General features: G+C 66.3%; 10 protein-coding genes. 3 read left to right on the top strand and 7 right to left on the bottom strand.

Annotated features, from left to right (window positions below):
* Window positions 1–22 precede the first annotated feature (22 nt).
* The 3 genes from pyrH to rpsB form a co-directional block, all read right to left on the bottom strand.
* Window positions 23–736 carry a UMP kinase gene (pyrH, locus tag HDG33_RS03660; RefSeq protein ID WP_090800588.1) on the bottom strand — a complete coding sequence of 238 codons (714 nt, stop codon included), beginning with the start codon at window positions 734–736 and terminating at the stop codon, window positions 23–25.
* A 222-nt stretch (window positions 737–958) separates the two neighbouring features.
* Complete coding sequence (tsf, locus tag HDG33_RS03655; RefSeq protein ID WP_184022636.1) at window positions 959–1,840, bottom strand: translation elongation factor Ts; 882 nt, start codon at window positions 1,838–1,840, stop codon at window positions 959–961.
* Between the two features lie 218 nt (window positions 1,841–2,058).
* Window positions 2,059–2,811, bottom strand: coding sequence for a 30S ribosomal protein S2 (gene rpsB, locus HDG33_RS03650; protein WP_013089705.1), 753 nt, complete (start codon window positions 2,809–2,811; stop codon window positions 2,059–2,061).
* A 555-nt stretch (window positions 2,812–3,366) separates the two neighbouring features.
* Here rpsB and map point away from each other — a divergent pair.
* Genes map through HDG33_RS03635 form a run of 3 tightly spaced genes read left to right on the top strand, consistent with a single transcriptional unit; the run spans window position 3,367 to window position 8,876 of the window.
* Window positions 3,367–4,176 (top strand): type I methionyl aminopeptidase, encoded by an 810-nt coding sequence (gene map, locus HDG33_RS03645; protein ID WP_184022635.1) that lies wholly within the window; start codon window positions 3,367–3,369, stop codon window positions 4,174–4,176.
* 29 nt (window positions 4,177–4,205) lie between these two features.
* On the top strand, window positions 4,206–6,785 hold the full coding sequence (locus HDG33_RS03640; protein ID WP_184022634.1) for a [protein-PII] uridylyltransferase: 2,580 nt from the start codon (window positions 4,206–4,208) through the stop codon (window positions 6,783–6,785).
* 6 nt (window positions 6,786–6,791) lie between these two features.
* A complete protein-coding gene (locus tag HDG33_RS03635) occupies window positions 6,792–8,876 on the top strand; it encodes a pseudouridine synthase (protein ID WP_184022633.1) in 2,085 nt (694 codons plus the stop codon).
* Between the two features lie 96 nt (window positions 8,877–8,972).
* On the opposite strand, the gene def is transcribed toward HDG33_RS03635, so the two are convergent.
* From def to smc, 4 genes are all read right to left on the bottom strand, one after another.
* Window positions 8,973–9,506: a peptide deformylase gene (def, locus tag HDG33_RS03630; protein WP_184022632.1), complete on the bottom strand. Its 534-nt coding sequence runs from the start codon at window positions 9,504–9,506 to the stop codon at window positions 8,973–8,975.
* Window positions 9,506–11,569, bottom strand: a complete 2,064-nt coding sequence (gene ligA / locus HDG33_RS03625; protein ID WP_184022631.1) for an NAD-dependent DNA ligase LigA — start codon at window positions 11,567–11,569, stop codon at window positions 9,506–9,508. The genes def and ligA overlap by 1 nt, the downstream gene beginning before the upstream one ends.
* Before the next feature lie 166 nt (window positions 11,570–11,735).
* Window positions 11,736–13,052, bottom strand: a complete 1,317-nt coding sequence (locus HDG33_RS03620) for a cell division protein ZipA C-terminal FtsZ-binding domain-containing protein (RefSeq protein ID WP_184022630.1) — start codon at window positions 13,050–13,052, stop codon at window positions 11,736–11,738.
* Window positions 13,053–13,165: 113 nt separating this feature from the next.
* Window positions 13,166–16,684, bottom strand: a complete 3,519-nt coding sequence (gene smc / locus HDG33_RS03615; protein ID WP_184022629.1) for a chromosome segregation protein SMC — start codon at window positions 16,682–16,684, stop codon at window positions 13,166–13,168.
* Between the last annotated feature and the right edge of the window lie 164 nt (window positions 16,685–16,848).

Here is a 16,848-nt window from a genome sequence, read left to right as displayed (position 1 = left end):
GCCCACGTAATGTAAACGAAGTTTACACGTGGACGAGGGTGCCCTCGTCCTCACCTAGCACGATGCGCTTGAGCGCACCGGGTTTGACGATCGAAAACACGCGGATCGGCAGCTTCTGGTCGCGGCACAGAGCGAAAGCCGTCGCGTCCATCACCTGCAGATTGCGGCCGATTGCCTCATCGAAGCTGATCGTGCTGTAGCGGGTCGCGCTCGAATCCTTCTTCGGATCGGCCGAATAGACGCCGTCCACCTTGGTCGCCTTCAGCACCACTTCTGCGCCGATTTCCGCGCCGCGCAATGCAGCGGCCGTGTCGGTCGTGAAGAACGGGTTGCCGGTGCCGGCCGCGAAGATCACGACCTTGCCTTCCTCGAGCTGGCGGATCGCGCGGGGCCGGATGTACGGCTCGACGACCTGGTCCATGCGCAGCGCCGATTGCACGCGCGCCTCAATGCCGGCGTGACGCATCGCGTCCTGCAGCGCCAGCGCGTTCATCATCGTGGCGAGCATACCCATGTAGTCGGCCGTTGCGCGGTCCATACCCGCCGCACCGCCCGCGACGCCGCGAAAAATATTGCCGCCGCCGATCACCACGGCCAGTTGTGTTCCGAGACGGACCACTTCGGCCACGTCCGCCACCATTCGTTCGATGGTTCCGCGATTGATGCCGAAGGCATCGTCGCCCATCAGAGCTTCACCGGAGAGTTTGAGCAGGACGCGTTTATAGGCAGTGGGCATAGGGGTATCCAGATCGCGCAGAACAGGGCAACAACAAGGGACTAATGTAGGGGTGAAATGCTGATTCGGGCAAGCACCGCCAAATTGGCGAACCCTGAGGTTCGCCAGCGGCGGCCGCGCGGCGAGGGTCAACTCGTGCGCGGCCTTGCGGCGCTGCCGACCGCGGCAAGGTCTTGCCTCGCCGCGGGTCCAAACGGTACGGCGATGAAACTTGGGTAACGCTTATTGTTGCTTTGCAGCAGCGACCTGGGCGGCCACTTCCGCGGCGAAGTCGTCCTGCTTCTTCTCGATGCCTTCGCCGACCACGAACAGCGCGAACTTCTGCACGCTCGAGTTGCCCGCCTTCAGCATCTGCTCGATCGTCTGCTTGTCGTTCTTCACGAACGTCTGGTTCAGCAGCGACACTTCCTTCAGGTACTTCTGCACGCTGCCGTCGACCATCTTCGCGACGATTTCAGCCGGCTTGCCCGATTCGGCGGCTTTCTGTTCAGCGATGCTGCGTTCCTTGGCGATCAGGTCCGCCGGCACGTCGTCCGACGACAGGGAAACCGGCTTCATCGCGGCGATGTGCATCGCCACGTCCTTGCCGACCTGTTCGTCCGCGCCGGTGTACTCGACCAGCACGCCGATGCGCGTGCCGTGCAGGTACGCCGCCAGCTTGTTCGCGGTGTCGAAGCGCACGAAACGGCGGATCGACAGGTTTTCGCCGATCTTGCCGACCAGCGCGAGGCGCACTGCGTCGACGGTTTGGCCGTCGAGCGGCAGGGCTGACAGCGCCGCGACGTCAGCCGGGTTTTGCGTCGCGACGAGTTCGGCGACCTTCTTCGAGAACGCGAGGAAGTCGTCGTTCTTCGAGACGAAGTCGGTTTCGCAGTTGAGCTCGACGAGCGAACCAGCGTTGCCGTTGATGAACGATGCGACGACGCCTTCGGCCGTCACGCGCGATGCCGCCTTGGTCGCCTTGTTGCCGAGCTTCACGCGCAGCAGTTCTTCAGCGCGCGCCAGATCGCCGTCGGCTTCCGTCAGCGCCTTCTTGCATTCCATCATCGGCGCGTCGGTCTTCGCGCGCAGTTCTGCAACCATGCTTGCGGTAATTGCCGCCATCATTTGCTCCTTGAGTTCTGTCTGTCACACGCCGCCCGCATTTCGATGCCGGCGGCAGGAATTCGTTTCAGCGTTTTCGCGCATTTTTTGCGAGCGACGCGCCTCGCGTCGCCTCGAGCACTCTGCCAGATGCCCGTTACAACAACTGTCATAGACGTCGCGACTTAAAAAAAGGGGGCCTGTAGAAAGCCCCCTTTTATGCCGGACCCTGGGCAGCCTTACGCTTCCGGGTTGACCTCGACGAACTCGTCGCCGTCGCCGCCACGCGCAGCCTGGACCACTTCGTTGACCGCGTTGGCACGGCCTTCGAGGATCGCATCGGCCACGCCAGCCGCGTACAGGGCGACGGCCTTGCTGGCGTCGTCGTTACCCGGGATCACGTAGTCCACACCTTCCGGCGAGTGGTTCGTATCGACCACGGCGATGACCGGAATGCCGAGCTTGTTTGCTTCGGTCACGGCAATCTTGTGGTAGCCGACGTCAACCACGAAGATCGCGTCCGGAATGCCGCCCATGTCCTTCACGCCGCCGATCGACTTCTGCAGCTTGGCCATTTCACGTTCGAACAGAAGCGCTTCCTTCTTGCTCATGCGCTCGGTTTCACCGGCTTCCAGCGCCGCTTCCATGTCCTTCAGGCGCTTGATCGAAACCTTCAGCGTCTTGAAGTTGGTCAGCATGCCGCCGAGCCAGCGCGCGTTCACGAACGGCATACCAGCGCGCTGCGCTTCCTGGGCGATCGTGTCACGCGATTGACGCTTCGTACCGACGAACAGGATCGTGCCGCGGTTCGATGCCAGCTGACGCGCGTACTTCAGCGCGTCGTTGTACATCGGCAGCGTCTTTTCGAGGTTGATGATGTGAATCTTGTTGCGATGACCGAAAATGAAGGGAGCCATCTTCGGGTTCCAGAAGCGGGTCTGGTGACCGAAGTGGACACCTGCTTCCAGCATTTGACGCATCGTAACTGCCATGAAATTCTCCACGAGGGTTTGGTCTTAAACCGGCTGCCGTATCGGCCGCGCCCGCCTCTACCTTGGCTGGAACGCGACGACACCCTGGGTGCGCCGGCTTGCGAATTGGTTGCCTGACACGACTTTCTCTCACTCACGACACCCAACAACCGGAGTGCCGCGAGAAGCCGCTCCGCCCAGCTGCCATGCGCGATTTTGCGCACTCGCGAATGAAAGCGGACTAGGACCGACTTAGCCAAACAGTATAGCACGCGACGACCGACTGACTCAACCGGCCCGACCACCGGCCGATGGTCCTACGCACGGGACCGCGCCGCCGGGCCCGAAGCCCGGCCTGGCGTCCTTTGGGCCGCCAATTTGCCGATTCTGGCGCTTTTCGCCCATTGCCGCCCGATCCAGCGCAACGACCCGGCCCCCACTGCTGTAAAATGGCTCGATTCCGCCACGCGCGGGGGGCGTTAAGGATCGACCGGCATTCCGTGCCCGGCAGACGCCCCTCCGCCCGGCCACCGCAACACCCAGCAAGCCTTATCCAGCAAGGCTTCCGAGGAAACCATGGCTATCACCATCAAAAACGAAGACGATATCGCGAAGATGCGCGTCGCCTGCCGGCTCGCGAGCGAAGTGCTCGACTACATCACGCCGTTCGTCAAGGCCGGAGTCACCACTGGCGAGCTCGACCGTCTGTGTCACGAATACATGCTGAAGGACCAGGGCACGGTCCCCGCGCCGCTGAATTACCAGCCGCCCGGCTACCCGCCCTACCCGAAAGCCACCTGCATTTCCGTCAACGACGTGATCTGCCACGGCATTCCGGGCGACAAGGCGCTCAAAACCGGCGACGCGCTGAACATCGACATCACCGTGATCAAGGACGGCTATTTCGGCGACACGAGCCGCATGTTCATCGTCGGCGAAGGGTCGATCATGGCAAAGCGCCTCGTGCAAGCCACTTTCGAATGCATGTGGCTCGGCATCGACCAGGTGCGACCCGGCGCGCATCTCGGCGACATCGGCTATGCGATCCAGAAGCACGCCGAAGGCCTCGGCTACAGCGTGGTGCGCGAATATTGCGGACACGGCATCGGCACCGTATTCCACGAAGATCCGCAGATCCTGCACTACGGTCGCCCCGGCACCGGGTTCGAACTGCAGGCCGGTATGATCTTCACGATCGAGCCGATGATCAACGCCGGCCGTCGTGACATCCGCACGATGCCGGACCAGTGGACCGTCAAGACCAAGGACCGCAGCCTGTCCGCGCAGTGGGAGCACACGGTGCTCGTCACCGAGACCGGCTACGACGTGCTGACCGTGTCGGCCGGCACGCCCGCGCGTCCGCCCGTGGTCGCGGCCACGGCCTGACCGATTCCGACCACACCGCCTTCCTGCCAATGAGTAGCGTTCCAGCCGTCGCCCCCTCCCATGCCTCGTCGCTCAAGGCGGACTACAAAGTGGCCAAAGCCCAGTTGCTGGAACGCTTCCGAACGGCCACCAACGTCGACGCGTTGATGGCCGCCCTCGCGCGCGCCACGGACCATTCGCTGCGCGCCGCCTGGGACACCTGCGAGCTGCCCGACGACCTCGCGCTGGTCGCGGTTGGCGGCTATGGGCGCGGCGAACTCGCGCCGCACTCCGACATCGACATCCTGGTGCTGTTGCCCGACGCGCGGCTCGAGCATCTGGACGCGCGCATCGAGCGCTTCATCAGTCTCGCGTGGGATCTCGGGCTGGAACTCGGCAGCAGCGTGCGCAGCGTGTCGCAATGCATCGAGGAAGCGGCCAACGACGTCACGGTGCGTACCTCGCTGCTGGAAGCGCGCCGCATCACCGGCAGCACCGCACTGTTCGACGATTTCGCCCGGCGCTACCGTGCGGCGCTCGACCCGAAGGCGTTCTTCCAGGCGAAGGTGCTCGAAATGCGCCAGCGTCACGCGAAGTTTCAGGACACGCCCTACGCGCTCGAGCCGAACATCAAGGAAAGCCCGGGCGGGCTGCGCGACCTGCAGCTGATCCTGTGGATCACACAGGCGGCCGGCTTCGGCAGCAGCTGGCGCGAACTCGAAGCGCGCGGACTCATCACCGAGCGCGAGGCGCGCGAACTGCGCCACAACGAAGGCTTCCTGAAGTCGCTGCGTGCGCGGCTGCACGTGATCGCCGGGCGCCGCCAGGACATCCTGGTGTTCGACCTGCAGACGCCGGTCGCGGAAAGCTTCGGCCTCAAGCCGACCGCGACCAAGCGCGCGAGCGAGCAGCTGATGCGCCGCTACTACTGGGCCGCGAAAGCGGTCACGCAACTCGCGACGATCCTGATCCAGAACATCGAGGCGCAGCTGTTTCCGAGCACGAGCGGCATCACGCGCGTGCTGTCGGATCGCTTCGTCGAAAAGCAGGGCATGCTCGAAATCGCCTCCGACGACGTGTTCCAGCGCGAGCCGAATGCGATCTTCGAGGCGTTCCTGCTATACCAGCGCACCCCCGGCGTGAAGGGACTGTCGGCGCGCACGCTGCGCGCGATCTACAACGCCCGCGACGTGATGGACCAGCACTGGCGGCGCGATCCGGAAAATCGCCGGCTCTTCATGGAAATCCTGAAGCAGCCGGCCGGTATCACGCATGCGTTCCGGTTGATGAACCAGACGAGCGTGCTCGGGCGTTATCTGCTGAATTTCCGGCGCATCGTCGGGCAGATGCAGCACGACCTGTACCACGTGTTCACGGTCGATCAGCACATCCTGATGGTGCTGCGCAATCTGCGCCGCTTCGCGGTCGCCGAGCATGCGCACGAATACCCGTTCTGCAGCCAGTTGATCGTCAACTTCGACCGGCCGTGGGTGCTGTACGTGGCCGCGCTGTTTCATGACATCGCGAAGGGCCGCGGCGGCGATCATTCCACGCTGGGCATGGCCGACGCACGGCGCTTCTGCCGCCAGCACGGCATCGAAGGCGAGGATGGCGAGCTGGTCGTGTGGCTCGTGCAGCAGCATCTGACGATGAGCCAGGTCGCGCAGAAGCAGGACACGAGCGACCCTGAAGTGATCAAGCGCTTCGCCGAGCTGGTCGGCACCGAGCGCCGCCTGACCGCGCTCTATCTGCTGACCGTCGCCGACATCCGCGGCACCAGCCCGAAGGTCTGGAACACGTGGAAAGGCAAGCTGCTCGAAGACCTCTACCGCACCACGCTGGCCGTGCTTGGCGGTGCCCAGCCGGACGAGCATTCCGAGCTGAAGTCGCGCCAGGAAGAGGCGCTCGCGCTGCTGCGTCTCGAAACCGTGCCGGAAGGCGCGCAACGGGCGCTGTGGGACAAGCTGGACGTCGGCTATTTCCTGCGCCACGACGCGGCGGACATCGCGTGGCAGACGCGCGTGCTGTACCGCCACGTCGAAACGCCGACGCCGCTCGTACGCGCGCGGCCGTCGCCGATCGGCGAGGCGCTGCAGGTGCTCGTCTACGTGAAGGACCAGCCCGATCTGTTCGCGGGCATCTGCGCGTATTTCGACCGCAACGGCCTGTCGGTGCTCGATGCGCGCGTCAGCACGACGCGCCACGGCTACGCGCTCGACAACTTCCTCGTCGCGCACACCGAAGAGGACGTGCACTATCGCGACATCGCCAATCTGGTCGAGCAGGAGCTGACCGCGCGCCTCGGGGGCCACGGCACCTTGCTGCCGGGACCGTCGAAGGGCCGGCTGTCACGGCTATCGCGCACCTTCCCCATTACGCCGCGCGTCGACCTGCGGGCCGATGAGCGCGGCCAATACTACATCCTGTCCGTGTCGGCGAACGACCGGCCGGGCCTTCTTTATTCGATCGCGCGCGTGCTGGCTGAGCACCGGGTCGGCGTCGCCTCGGCGCGGATCAATACGCTCGGCGAACGCGTCGAGGACGTGTTTCTGCTCGAAGGACACAGCCTGTCGGACAACCGCCTGCAAATTCAGGTCGAGACCGAACTACTGCGCGCGATCGCAGTGTGAGATTTCATGCGAATCAAATTAACAGCGAAGCATCCGCGGCCGGCGTCGTCCGAACGCGCCCCTGTCCGCCCCAGCAGCGCGTCGGCGCGTAAGCCGACCCGTCCAGCGCGGCCGAAGCCATTCGAGGCCGAGGCCGGCGCGAAGCGCGAAGGCGCGGCATCGACGGGTGGTGGCGCGAAGCGGCCGGTCGGTGCGAAGCCGGCGGGCGCCGGTGCACGCGGGCCGCGTGCCGAAGGGTCGGGCGGGCGCGAACGGGGCGCGGCTGCCGCGGGCGCACCGCGCCGCTTCGAAGGTGCGGCTGAGCGAGGCGAGCGCGGAGAACGCGCGCCGCGTCGTTTCGAAGGCAACGCTGAGCGTGGCGAACGCGCGCCTCGGCGCGATTTCGGCGAACGGACTGAACGCGCGCCGCGTCGTTTCGAAGGCAACGCTGAACGTGGCGAACGCGCGCCTCGGCGCGATTTCGGCGAACGGACTGAACGCGCGCCGCGTCGTTTCGAAGGCAACGCTGAGCGTGGCGAACGCGGGCCTCGACGCGAATTCGGCGAACGGACTGAACGCGCGCCGCGTCGTTTCGAAGGCAACGCTGAGCGTGGCGAACGCGCTCCTCGACGCGATTTCGGCGAACGGACTGAACGCGCGCCGCGTCGTTTCGAAGGCAACGCTGAACGTGGCGAACGGGCGCCTCGGCGCGATTTCGGCGAACGGACTGAACGCGCGCCGCGTCGTTTCGAAGGCAACGCTGAGCGTGGCGAACGCGCGCCGCGTCGTTTCGAAGGCAGCGCTGAGCGTGGCGAACGCGCTCCTCGACGCGAATTCGGCGAGCGTGCAGAACGCGCACCCCGTCGTTTCGAGGGCAATGCGGAGCGCGGCGAGCGCGCACCGGGCCGCGACGCCGGCGAACGCCGTCCGTTCAGCGGTCCGCGTCCAGGCACAGGCAGGCCGTCGGAAGGCGGCGCGCGTGGCGATCGTCCGGTGCGCCGGGAGCGCGAGGCCGCCGACCGTCCGCGCTTCGGTAGCGATCGCGGTGAGCCGCAGGAGCGTCGCGGTGGCGATCGAGGCGCGCGCAGCGACAGCACCTCGCGCCGCTTCGAAAGCGAGCGTGGCGAGCGCAGCTTCGCGAAGCCGGCAAAAGGCGGCTACGGCGAACGCACCGAGCGTCGCGAGCGCCCTGCGCGCAGCTTCGACGGCACGTTGCCGGCCGCGAACCGCCGCTTCGGCGACGACCGACCAGCCCGCGCCGCCAAGCCGCGAGCCTCGGCATCAGCAACCGCCCGCCCCGTCGACACCACCATCGACACCCCGCATCCGCCCCGCCGCGATCGCGAAGACGCGCCGGGCATGCTGCGTCTGTCGAAGCTGATGTCCAAGCTCGGCCTGTGCTCGCGTCGCGAGGCCGACGAATGGATCGAGAAAGGCTGGGTCATGGTCGACGGCGAGCGCGTCGATACGCTCGGCACGAAGGTGTTCCCGGATCAGCGCATCGACATCGACCCGGCCGCCGAAGCCTTTCAGTCGAGCCAGGTGACCGTGATCGTTCACAAGCCGGTCGGGCTCGTGTCGGGCCAGGCGGAGGACGGCTATCAGCCGGCCATCACGCTCGTCACGCCGGAGAATCGCTGGGAAGGCGACCGTTCGGGGATCCCCTTCTCGGCGTCGCATCTGCGCCAGCTCGCGCCGGCCGGGCGTCTCGACATCGATTCGACGGGCCTGCTCGTGCTGACGCAGGACGGCCGCATCGCGAAGCAACTGATCGGCGGTCACTCGGACGTGGACAAGGAGTATCTGGTGCGCGTCGCCTACGGCGATCACACGGTCGACGTAGAAAACCATTTCCCGGCCGAAAAACTCGCGCTGCTGCGCCACGGCCTGTCGCTCGACGACGTCGCGCTGAAGCCCGCGCAGGTCAGCTGGCAGAACGGCGAGCAGCTGCGTTTCGTGCTGCGCGAAGGCAAGAAGCGTCAGATTCGCCGCATGTGCGAACTGGTCGGTCTCGAGGTGGTGGGCCTGAAGCGCGTGCGCATGGGCCAGGTGATGCTCGGCGCGCTGCCGCCGGGACAGTGGCGCTATCTGTCGGAAGACGAGTCGTTCTGAGGTCCGTCCAATGCGCCTCCTTGCTGAGAGCGGACGCATCGGCACAACAAAAAACCCACGCACTTTGGCGTGGGTTTTTTGTTGGCGGCAGCTGTGTCAGTCGTCGCTGTTCGTATCGAGATCCGGGAACAGGACCTCCGTAAAGCCGAACTTCGAGAAATCGGTAATCCGCATCGGATACAGCTTGCCGATCAGATGATCGCATTCGTGCTGCACAACCCGTGCGTGAAAACCCTCGGCGACCCGGTCGATCGGATTGCCGAACTGGTCGAAGCCGTGATAACGGATCATCGAAAACCGGCTCACCACGCCGCGCAGCCCCGGCACCGACAGGCAACCTTCCCAGCTTTCTTCCATGTCCTGCGAGACCGGCGTGACGGTCGGGTTGATCAGCACCGTTTCGGGCACCGGCGGCGCGTCCGGATAGCGCTCGTTCGAACCGAAGCCGAAGATCACCACCTGCAGATCGACGCCGATCTGCGGCGCGGCGAGACCCGCGCCGTTCGCCGCGTGCATGGTCTCGAACAGGTCTTCCACGAGCCGGTGCAGCTCGGGCGTGTCGAAGTGATCGACCGGCTCGGCGATTCGCAGCAGGCGCGGATCGCCCATCTTCAGAATGTCGTGAATCATCAGTGCCCCTCCAGGAGCTTGCGCATACCATCTTCGTCGAGTACGGGGATGCCGAGTTCCTCGGCCTTCGAAAGTTTGCTGCCCGCGTCGGCCCCCGCCACCACGTAACTGGTTTTCTTCGATACCGACCCCGCCACCTTCGCGCCGGCCGCCTCGAGCATTTCCTTCGCGTCCTCGCGCGACAGGTTTGGCAGCGTACCGGTCAGCACGACCGTCTGCCCGGCCAGCACGCCCTGCGGCGCCTTCGGCGCTGGCGGCCCCTCGGGCCACGTGACCTTGCCCGGCGCGCGCAGCTGTTCGATCACCGTGCGGTTGTGGTCCTCGGCGAAGAACTGGTGGATCGATTCGGCGACGACCGGCCCCACGTCGTTGACTTCGAGCAGTTCCTCCAGCGACGCATCCATGATCGGATCGAGCGAGCCGAAGTGCTTCGCGAGATCCTTCGCGGTCGATTCGCCGACATGGCGAATCCCCAATGCGTAGATAAAGCGCGCGAGCGACGTGTGCCTGGCCTTGTCGAGCGAGTCGAGCAGGTTCTGCGCGGACTTTTCGGCGAAGCGGTCGAGTTCCGCGAGCGTCGTGAAGCCGAGATTGAACAGATCGGCCGGCGTGCGCACCAGGTTCTGTTCGACCAGTTGATCGATGATCTTCTCGCCGAGGCCGTCGATATCGAGCGCGCGCCGCTGCGCGAAGTGCCACAACGCCTGCTTGCGCTGCGCCGGACAGAAGAGCCCGCCCGTGCAGCGCGCGATCGCCTCGTCGGGCAGCCGCTCGATCGCCGAACCGCACACCGGGCACTGCGTCGGCATCACGAACTCGCGCGCGTCGGCCGGACGACGCTCGAGCAGCGCGCCGACCACCTCCGGAATCACGTCGCCGGCGCGCCGCACGATCACCGTGTCGCCGATGCGGATGTCCTTGCGGCGCACTTCATCCTCGTTGTGCAAGGTCGCGTTCGTGACCGTCGCGCCGCCGACGAACACCGGTTCCAGCCGCGCGACCGGCGTGATCGCGCCGGTGCGGCCGACCTGCACGTCGATCGCGACCAGCTTCGTCAGCGCTTCCTGCGCGGGGAATTTGTGCGCGAGCGCGAAGCGCGGCGCGCGCGACACGAAACCGAGCGCATCCTGCTCGTCGCGCCGGTTGACCTTATAGACCACGCCGTCGATGTCGTAGGGGAGCCTGTCGCGCTTCTCGCCGACCGCGTGGAAGAAGCCGAGCAGGCCTTCGGCGCCCTGCACGACCGCACGCTCGCCATTGACCGGCAAGCCCATCTCCTTGTACCAGTCGAGCAGTTCGCTATGGGTGGCCGGCATCTCGATGCCTTCGAGCACGCCGATGCCATACGCGAAAAACGACAGCGGCCGCTGCGCGGTGATCTTCGAATCGAGCTGCCGCAAGCTGCCCGCCGCCGCGTTGCGCGGGTTCGCGAATTCGCGTTGTTCGGCGGCGCGCTGGCGTTCGTTCAGGCGCTCGAAATCGCGCTTGAACATCAGCACTTCACCGCGCACGTCGAGCACGCGCGGCACGCGCTTACCCTTCAGCTTCAACGGAATCGAGCGGATCGTGCGGACGTTTTCGGTGACGTTCTCGCCGGTCGTGCCGTCACCGCGCGTGGAAGCCTGCACGAACACGCCGTCGGCGTAGCGCAGCGAGATCGCGAGGCCGTCGAATTTCAGCTCGGCCGCGTAGTCGACGGGAACCGGCGGCTCGCTCGCGTTGTTGCCGAGCGCGTCGCCGATGCGCTTGTCGAACGCGACGATGTCTTCGTCGGCGAAACCGTTGTTCAACGACAGCATCGGCAGATCGTGCACGACCGGCTCGAAACCGCTCGCGGCCTCGCCGCCGACGCGCTGCGTCGGCGAATCCGGCACGATCAGATCGGGATGCTCGGCCTCGATGCGCTCCAGCTCCTTGAACAGCTTGTCGTACTCGGCGTCCGGCAGGTCCGGTTGATCGAGCACGTAATACGCGTAGTTCGCGCGTTCGAGTTCCGCGCGCAACCACACGGCCCGCTCGGCCGGAGCGCTGGTTGCGGAAGGAGGGACGGAGGATCGGGCCATGCTGTCGGAAGCTTCTCGAGAAGAAAGTCGGACATCGGATTATCGCAGGAAGCGTGCCCCTTTACATCGCTGAATCGGGGCGGGCCGCGCTGCGACGCAAGCCGGAAACGACGACGGCCGCACATCGTGCGGCCGTCGTCAAAACGCGTAGAACGCTGCAAAAGGCTTACTGGCTGAACAGGCGCCGCGTGGCCGGCGAACCCGCCGGAATACCCGCCTGTTCGAGCTTCGCGTACAGCGTCATCAACTGTTTTTCGATCGCGAGCAGCGCGCTTTCCGGCAGCGGCCGGCGACCGTCGTCGACCACGCGTCCGCCGATGCGCTCGGCCAGCGACTTCGCGTAATCGCACATCAGCCGGAACGGCAGGATGTCTTCGTCGGCGACCGGCACGTCGAGCACCAGCGTGATCATCTCGCCGCCTTTGTACGTGAGGTCGTCGCGCAGGAAGTTGGTGTCGCCGAACTGCAGCATGAACACCGGGCTTTGCCGCGCGTCGAGCTTGACGAAGCGCGTGCCGTCGCGCGACAGCAGCAGACCGTCCTGCGATGCGACCGCCTGCACGTAGTTGGCCGACCACGGCGCGCCGTCCGACAGCACGTTGATCGACAACTGCGCGTCGCACTGGGCGGCAAAGCCGTCGAGCTCGCGCGCCATCGCGACGGTTTCGAGCATGTCGGGGAATTCCGGCGCCGCGTCGAGCGCATCGGCGAACTGCTGTACGCCGGTCACGAACTCGGAAAATTCGAGCTCGTTCAGCGCGCCGCTACGGTTCGCGAGTTGCGCGGCCGCGCGCAGCTCTTCGTAGCGCGTGCCGTTCTGCAGCAGCTCCCACGCGCCGCCGCCTTCGGGCTTGCCTTCGATGTGCACGGGCTTGCTGCCCGCCCGACGCAAGCGCTGCGCGAGCGGAAGCACCTTGTCGCCGGCCACGGGGCCGTTCAGCCGGATCGGCACGATACAGTCGATGCGTCGATCGACGATCGCGGGCGGCGCCGACGAAATCGTCGTGGCGGCCGGCAGGATCGGTTCGACCCGCTCGTGCCCGGCGGACGCGGGCTGGGCCGCGGGCGCTTCGGCCGTGGGCCGCTTCGCGTGCGCGCCCGGCGCCGCCGCATGTTCGCCTTCGCCCACGGTATCGGCGTCCGCCGATGGATAACCGTTCGGCGACGTCATCTCGGCCTGGATATCGGCCGGTGTATCGAGCGGTGCGGCGCCCGCGCCGAACGTCGGCTCGACGCGCGCTGCGGTCGGGTCCGCGGCCGCCTCGGCGCTCACGCTCGGCTCGCGCCGCGTGGTCGGCCGGGCCGGCTCGATGAACGGGCTCTGCTCCTCATGCTCGTCCCGCGCAAAGCTCTCGGCGGTGTCGGCCGGCATCGGCCGCGGCATTTTGCGGCGCACCTTCGCGCCCTGCCACGCGTTGTACACGACCACGCCCCCCACCACCACGGCACCCGCGCCGATCAAACCGAGTGTCAACTCGTCCATGCATGCTCCATCAGCAATTCTTCTATCCGCGCGGGCCTGTCGTCCGCTCCACGTACCGCGCGGCGCTCATCGAGGCCGCTGCGCTGGATGCGGATGCCCGCGAAGGCGTTAACTCAAACGATATTCTGGGCGAAACCCGCCGCCGTTTCCATGTCGACCGCGACGATCCGCGAGACGCCCTGCTCCTGCATCGTCACGCCGATCAGCTGCTGCGCCATCTCCATCGCGATCTTGTTGTGCGAAATGAACAGGAACTGGGTTTTGTCGGACATCGCCCGTACCAGATTCGCGAAACGCTCGGTGTTGGCGTCGTCGAGCGGCGCGTCCACTTCGTCGAGCAGACAGAACGGCGCCGGATTCAGCTGGAACATCGCGAACACGAGCGCGGTCGCGGTCAGCGCCTTCTCGCCGCCCGACAGCAGGTGAATTGTCGAATTCTTCTTGCCCGGCGGTTGCGCCATCACCTGCACGCCGGCGTCGAGGATTTCGTCGCCGGTCATGATCAGCTTCGCCTGGCCGCCGCCAAAGAGACGCGGGAACAGCTCGCCGAAATGACGGTTCACTTCGTCGAACGTGCTTTGCAGCAGCGTGCGCGTTTCGGCGTCGATCTTGCGGATCGCGTCTTCGAGCGTTTCGATCGCGCTCGTCAGGTCGGCCGACTGCGAATCGAGGAAGCTTTTGCGCTCGGTCGCGGCCTTCAGCTCGTCGAGCGCGGCCATGTTGACCGGCCCGAGCGCGGTGATCGCGTTGTTGATGCGCGTGACTTCGCCCTGCAGGTACGACGGCTTCATGTCCGCCGTCAGCTTGGCTTGCAGTTCGGCTTCATCGACACCGGCCGCGGCCAGCTGCTCGACGAACTGCTCGCCGCTGATGCGCGCGGCCTGCTCCTTCAACTGCAATTCATTGATGCGGTCGCGCAGCGGCTGCAGGGCGCGCTCGGCGGTGAGGCGCGTTTCGTCGGCCGAGCGCAGCTTCGCGGTCAGGTCGTCGAGCTCGACGCGCGCGGCGCGCAGCGCCTCTTCTTTCACGGCGCGGATGTCGAGCGCGTCCTGCAGCCCGGTGTGCGCGGTCTGCTCGTTGATCGTTTCCAGTTCGGCGCGCGCGTCTTCGAGCGCGCCCGCGACGCGCTCGCTCTGCTCGTGCGCGACCTGGATGCTGCGCTTCAATTCGTCGATGCGGTTCGCCATGTTGCGCGCGGCGAAGCGCGCGTCGGTAGCTGCGCGGTCGAGCTCGCGTGCTTCGCCGCGGGCGGTCGTCAGTTCTTCGTCGAGTGCTTCGAACGCGAGCTGGTGGTCTTCGAAGCGCGCCTGCAGTTCGGCGAGCTCGCCGTCGTGACGCTCGAAGTTCGCTTCCGACTCGGCGCGCAGCGCCCGCTGCTCGTCGATCTGCGCGGCGATCTCTTCGAGTTCCTCGCGAATCTGCGTGCTGCGCTGCGTGTAGCGTTCGTGTGCCTGGGTGAGCCTCAGCACGTCCATCTGCAACGCGTGCACCCGCTGCGTCGCGCGTTCGGCCTGCTGGCGCAGCTCGGCGAGCGCCTGCGCGGCTTGCGTGTGCGCGGCTTCGGCGCGGATCGCGGCGGCCTTCGCCTCGTCGGCGAGCAATGCCTGTGCGCGCACCTGGCGGCCGAGGTTTTCGATTTCCTGCTGACGCGCGAGCATGCCGGCCTGTTCGGAATCGGCCGCATACAGCTGGACGCCGACGCGCGTGACCACATGCCCCGCCTTGACGACGAACGCGCCGCCCTCGGGCAGCTGCGCGCGCATCGAAAGCGCCTGCTGCAGATCGTCGGCGACGAACGCGAGGCCCAGCCAGTCGGTCAGCACCGCGCGGATACCCGCGTCCTCGATGCGCACGAGCGACAGCAGCGAGCGCAGCGCGCCCGCCGCCGGGGCCGGCTGACCAGCCGCGGGCGGCGCGTAGAACGCGAGCTTGGCCGGTGGCGCGTCGGTTGCGAACGCCTTGACCCAGTCGAGATTCGACACTTCGAGCGCGGCGAGGCGCTCGCGCAGCACCGCTTCGAGCGCGGTTTCCCAACCGGCCTCGACATGCAGTTTCTTCCACAGACGCGGCAGGCTGCCCAGCTCGTGCTTGTCGAGCCACGGCTGGATCTTGCCTTCGGTCTGCACGTTTTCCTGCAACTGCCTGAGCGCGGCGAGGCGCGCGTCGAGCTGATGGATCTGCGCGCTTTCGGCCTGCACGCGCTCCTGCGCGGCGCGGCGTTCACCGTCGAGCCGCGGCAGTGTTTCCTGCGCTTCGGCGAGGCGGTCCTGCGCCTCGTGAAGGATTTCCTCGTGCTCGGCGAGCTGCACGCGCAATTCCTCGAGCTGCGCCTCGTCGGGCGCGTCGAGACCACCCTCTTCCGATTTCAGCCGCTCATGGCGCTGCTGCAGCTGCTGCAACTGCTGATCGGCATTGCGCTGATGCGCGGCTTCGAGCTTCAGCGCCTGCTCGGTCTGCGCGATGCCGCCGCGCTCGGTGTTCAGCTCCGCCTGAGCGTCGCGCCAGCGCGCTTCGAGGGTGGGCAGCGCATCGTGCTTCGCGGCGGCGTCCTGTTCGGCGAGCACGGCCTTTTCTTCAGCGACGGCCAGTTGCTCTTCAGCGTCGGCAATATCGTCCTGCGCCTTGTCGGCCTGCGATTGCCACTGCTCGCGCTGCGCGGTCAGCGCGGCGATCTGCGCCTGCGCGCGGTTGCGCGATTCGACGATGAAGCGGATCTCGGCTTCCAGCCGGCTCACTTCCGCGTTCGCCTCGTACAGCGCGCCCTGCGCGCCCTGCATCGCGTCGCTCGCCGAATAGTGCGCGACGCGCAGCGTTTCGAGTTCCGCCTCGACTTCGCGCAGCTTCGCGGTTTGCGCCTCGAGGTCGATCTGCGCCTGCTCGATCGCGCGTTGCTGGCGCTGCTGTTCGCCGGCCGCCTCGTTCTTGCGCAGCAACCACAGCAGACGCTGCTTTTCCTCGCCGTCGCTTTGCAGCTCGCGATAACGGGTCGCGACGACCGCCTGCCCCTCGAGCTTCTCGAGATTCGTGCCGAGCTCGCGGACGATGTCCTCGACGCGCGTCAGGTTCTCGCGCGTGTCGTGCAGACGGTTCTCGGTCTCGCGGCGGCGCTCCTTGTACTTCGACACGCCGGCGGCTTCTTCGAGGAACACGCGCAGCTCTTCGGGCTTCGCCTCGATCAGCCGCGCGATCATGCCCTGCCCGATGATCGCGTACGCACGCGGCCCGAGGCCGGTGCCGAGGAAGATGTCCTGGATGTCGCGGCGCCGCGCCGGCAGATTGTTGATGTAGTAGCTCGACGTGCCGTCGCGCGTCAGCACGCGCTTCACGGCGATCTCCGCATACTGGCCCCACTGGCCGGCGGCGCGGCCGTCCGCGTTGTCGAACACGAGTTCGACGCTCGCGCGGCTGCCGGGCTTGCGGGCGGTCGAGCCGTTGAAGATCACGTCCTGCATCGACTCGCCGCGCAATTCAGAGGCGCGCGATTCGCCGAGCACCCAGCGCACGGCGTCGATGATGTTGGATTTGCCGCACCCGTTCGGACCGACCACGCCAACCAACTGGCCTGGGACCTGGAAGTGCGTGGGATCGACGAAGGATTTGAAACCAGCGAGTTTGATCGAGGTGAGCCGCACGGCGATTTCGCTGTTTGAAAAGAGAGAGTGATAGGTGGCTCGCGAGGTTGCGCCAGTCGTTCACCGCCGCAGCGGGACGGCCCCGCGCAACCTCGCGAGCCTTCGCAATTTGGTTGCCGGCTGCATGCGCTCATGCATATCTGAGGCACACACAGGTACGCATG

It is taken from the genome of Paraburkholderia sp. Cpub6 (assembly GCF_014201065.1).
Classification (GTDB): Bacteria; Pseudomonadota; Gammaproteobacteria; order Burkholderiales; family Burkholderiaceae; genus Paraburkholderia; species Paraburkholderia tuberum.
This window is presented reverse-complemented; position numbering and strand designations above follow the sequence as displayed.

Bases quoted from the DNA above. Each gene is read 5' to 3' on its own strand.
- pyrH (WP_090800588.1), bottom strand. From the start codon at position 736: ATGCCCACTGCCTATAAACGCGTCCTGCTCAAACTCTCCGGTGAAGCT.
- tsf (WP_184022636.1), bottom strand. From the start codon at position 1,840: ATGGCGGCAATTACCGCAAGCATGGTTGCAGAACTGCGCGCGAAGACC.
- rpsB (WP_013089705.1), bottom strand. From the start codon at position 2,811: ATGGCAGTTACGATGCGTCAAATGCTGGAAGCAGGTGTCCACTTCGGT.
- map (WP_184022635.1), top strand. From the start codon at position 3,367: ATGGCTATCACCATCAAAAACGAAGACGATATCGCGAAGATGCGCGTC.
- HDG33_RS03640 (WP_184022634.1), top strand. From the start codon at position 4,206: ATGAGTAGCGTTCCAGCCGTCGCCCCCTCCCATGCCTCGTCGCTCAAG.
- HDG33_RS03635 (WP_184022633.1), top strand. From the start codon at position 6,792: ATGCGAATCAAATTAACAGCGAAGCATCCGCGGCCGGCGTCGTCCGAA.
- def (WP_184022632.1), bottom strand. From the start codon at position 9,506: ATGATTCACGACATTCTGAAGATGGGCGATCCGCGCCTGCTGCGAATC.
- ligA (WP_184022631.1), bottom strand. From the start codon at position 11,569: ATGGCCCGATCCTCCGTCCCTCCTTCCGCAACCAGCGCTCCGGCCGAG.
- HDG33_RS03620 (WP_184022630.1), bottom strand. From the start codon at position 13,052: ATGGACGAGTTGACACTCGGTTTGATCGGCGCGGGTGCCGTGGTGGTG.